Genomic DNA, 3,296 nt, shown 5'->3' with positions numbered 1-3,296 from the left:
CGGTCCAGCAGCGCGGTGTCCGCGCCCGCGGCGTCGAGCCTGCCGCGCAGGCCCAGGAACAGCCGCGCCGCGTCCCGGGGCTGGCGGAACCCGCACAGCGCCTCGAAGGAGGTCAGGGCGTAGATCATCTCCGGCTTGTGGTTGCCGTCCTTGTAGCTGCGTCCGGGGGCACCGGCCGGGATCCGGGCCGCGTTCTCCGCCGCATAGCCGGCCTGGGCCTGCTCCCGGGTGGGGTGCACCTGCAGCGACAGCGCGGAGTCGGCGGCGAGCACCTTGGCCAGGAACGGCAGTTTGGTCCCGAAGCGCCGGATCGTCTCGTCGCCGAGGGCAGGTTCGGGCTGCGCGGCGATGAAGGCATCCAGCCGCTGCTCCGTGCCGCCGGGCAGCAGCATCGACGACGGCGAATCGGGGTGGGCGCCGATCCACAGTTCGGCCTCGGGGCCGCCGGAGGGCTCGCGGCCGAACAGCTCGGCCATGGCCGTCGCGGAGCCCCAGGCGTAGGGACGCAGAACGTTCTTCAACCGGTACATTGTCCGCCTCGTCTCTGTCGTGGTGTCGGCCCGCGCCCGAAGTCTTCACCGGAGTCTATGGGACTTCCGGCCGGAGCGGGGTGCGGGACCAGCTGCGGGTCCCCGGCCCGGACCGTTGCGGGAGCGCCCAAATCCTAGGGGACCGAGCATTTGCCGTTGTCGGCCAGCAGCGCGCCGAGGGTTTCGACGTCGCCGGCCTCGGCCAGCTGCTGCAGGTACTCTTCCGTGATCTTCGGTTCCTGGCTGACCATGGCCGGCTGCGCCGTGAATGCCCCCGGGAATGTCCCGGAGAAGGTTCCGGAACGGTTCCCGGGCGCGGCACCGGAGGGGGACGGGCTGCCAGTTTCCCCGGTCGCGGTGAACATTTCCTGAACCCGCCGGTGGATCTGGGTGAAGTCCGGGTAGGTGACGAAGTTGTCCGCGGCGCTGCCGAAGTCCGGCGGGCCGATGGTCAGCCGGTCCACCTCCTGGTCCTTGGCCTTGGCGGCGAGGGAGACGAAGCTGCCCAGCTGGCCGGCCGGAATGTCCGTCTCCACCACCTGCTCGCCGGCCTCGGCGAGGGCCTGGAAGCGGGTGAGCACGGTGGCCGGGTCCAGCTGCTTGATCATCGCCTTCTGGACGCACTGCTGGCGCTGGATGCGGTCATAGTCGGTGGCGAACTCGCGGGAGCGGCCGTACCAGAGGGCATGGTAGCCGTCGAGCTTCTGCACTCCGGGGGCGATCCAGCCCTTGGGCGGGTAGTGCTGGTTCGTGCCGGGGATGGTCCGGTTGGAGATCGGCACCCAGTTGCCGGCCTTGATGGTGATCCCGCCCATGGCGTCGATGAGCTTCTCGAAGCCGCCCATGTCCACCAGGGCGTACGCCTGCACATCGATGCCGAGGATGCCGCTGGCGGCGTCCTTCATCGCCTCCGCGCCGGGATCCTTGGCGCCGGGGTACAGGTCCTTATGGTTGTTGGTGACATCCACGTAGAGCGCGTTGATGATGCATTCGTCGCCGCAGTTGAAGCCCTCCGGGTAGACCTGCTTCATCGGCGAATCGTCCGGGAACTGCGCGTTCTGGAAATTGCGGGGGATGCCGAAGGTGATGGTGTGGCCGGTCTTGGCGTCCACGCTGAGCACCGAGATGCTGTCCGGGCGCAGGCCGACGCGCCCGGCACCGGCGTCGCCGCCCATCAGCAGGAAGTTGTAGCGGCCGTCGGCCGGAGCGAAGGCCGGACCGGACTGGAAGATGCTGCCCAGCGCGTTGCGGCCGACATTGAGCAGGTAGGCCGCATAGCCGAGGCTGCCGGAGGTGGCCAGCATCAGGACCGCGACGCTGGCCGCCAGGATGGGCCGCATCCCCGGGGCCAGCAGCCTGGGGCGGATGATCCGCAGGGTGTTCAGGAACAGGAGTGCCCAGAACACCGCCAGGGCGATCAAGGCCGCCATCAGCAGCAGGGAACCCCACGGGTTGGTGGCGACACTGACCAGTATCGGCCAGTCCACCAGCGCCACCACGACGGCCAGCAGGACCACCGCCCACAGCCCGAAGGTTACCCGCAGGGCCCTGCGCCCGAGCCTGCGGTCGCCGGCCACCAGTTGGGCGCTGCCGGGGATGAACAGGGTCAGCAGCAGCAGCAGGAACGCCCGCTTGGTCCGCACCGGGGCGGGGGCCTGCTCCGGGTTGCGCATTGGATCCGTCATCCCCGGATACCGGGTGGAGCGGCCGGGGCTGCGCGCCCGAAGGTACTGGGTGCCGGCCATCGGTCAGGCCCCGCCGCCGACCTGGCTCCGCAGCGCCGCGCCCTTGTCATAGGCGCTCTGCCGCAGCGAGCCGGCGAACTCAAGCAGCCGCGGCTGCAGCCGCGCGGCCAGCTCGTCCGCGCCGGAGGCCAGCATGCGCACGGCCAGCAGGCCGGCATTGCGGGCGCCGCCGATCGAGACCGTGGCCACCGGCACGCCGGCGGGCATCTGGACGATGGAGAGCAGCGAATCCATCCCGTCCAAGGTCTTCAGGGGCACCGGAACGCCGATCACCGGCAGCGGGGTGACCGAGGCGAGCATGCCCGGCAGGTGGGCGGCACCGCCGGCACCGGCGATGATCACGCGCAGCCCGCGGGTGTGCGCTTCCTTGCCGTAGCGGATCATGTCCTCGGGCATCCGGTGCGCGGAGACCACGTCGGCCTCGAAGGGGACGCCGAATTCGTCCAGGGCCCGGGCTGCTGCCTGCATGACCGGCCAGTCCGAATCCGAGCCCATGACGACGCCGACGAGTGGCTGGATGCTCATTGCTGGTCTCCTTCGAAGGGGTCGACGCCGTCCCGGATGATCGAGGCGACACGGTTGGCGCGCCGGCGCAGGTCCGGGATGTCGGCCGCGTCCCCAACCACGTTCACGTGGCCGATCTTGCGGCCCGGACGCACCGATTTGCCGTAGCCATGCAGCTTCACGCCGGGCTCGGCCGCCAGTGCCTGCGGATAGGCGCTGAACAGGTCCGTGTTGGCCCCGCCCAGGTAGTTCTTCATGACGACGGCGCCGCCGAGCACCCCGGTGTCGCCCAGCGGCAGGTCCAGGACCGCGCGCAGGTGCTGCTCGAACTGGCTGGTCACGCAGCCGTCCATGGTCCAGTGGCCGGTGTTGTGCGGGCGCATGGCCAGTTCGTTGACCACAAAGCCCGCCCCGACGCCCGGGGTCTCGAACAGCTCGGCGGCCATTACGCCGGTGACGCCGAGTTCGGCGGCCAGCCGCAGCGCGGCCTGCCGGGCGGCCGCGGCGAAGGCGTCCA

Annotated in this window: 4 protein-coding genes; all 4 read right to left on the bottom strand. The window is 70.5% G+C overall.

Annotated features, from left to right (window positions below):
• Positions 1 to 530, bottom strand: a 530-nt coding sequence (gene manA, locus ACFQ36_RS21795; RefSeq protein ID WP_377017497.1) for a mannose-6-phosphate isomerase, class I, incomplete at its 3' end; no start/stop codon positions are given.
• A 134-nt stretch (positions 531 to 664) separates the two neighbouring features.
• Positions 665 to 2,215, bottom strand: coding sequence for an LCP family protein (locus tag ACFQ36_RS21790; RefSeq protein ID WP_377017495.1), 1,551 nt, complete (start codon positions 2,213 to 2,215; stop codon positions 665 to 667).
• Between the two features lie 63 nt (positions 2,216 to 2,278).
• Positions 2,279 to 2,800, bottom strand: a complete 522-nt coding sequence (gene purE / locus ACFQ36_RS21785; RefSeq protein ID WP_377017492.1) for a 5-(carboxyamino)imidazole ribonucleotide mutase — start codon at positions 2,798 to 2,800, stop codon at positions 2,279 to 2,281.
• Positions 2,797 to 3,296, bottom strand: a 500-nt coding sequence (locus tag ACFQ36_RS21780) for an ATP-grasp domain-containing protein (protein WP_377017490.1), incomplete at its 5' end; no start/stop codon positions are given. The genes ACFQ36_RS21780 and purE, both read right to left, overlap by 4 nt.

This window comes from Arthrobacter sp. GCM10027362 (assembly GCF_042679445.1).
Classification (GTDB): Bacteria; Actinomycetota; Actinomycetes; order Actinomycetales; family Micrococcaceae; genus Crystallibacter.
This window is presented reverse-complemented; position numbering and strand designations above follow the sequence as displayed.

Bases quoted from the DNA above. Each gene is read 5' to 3' on its own strand.
- ACFQ36_RS21790 (WP_377017495.1), bottom strand. From the start codon at position 2,215: ATGACGGATCCAATGCGCAACCCGGAGCAGGCCCCCGCCCCGGTGCGG.
- purE (WP_377017492.1), bottom strand. From the start codon at position 2,800: ATGAGCATCCAGCCACTCGTCGGCGTCGTCATGGGCTCGGATTCGGAC.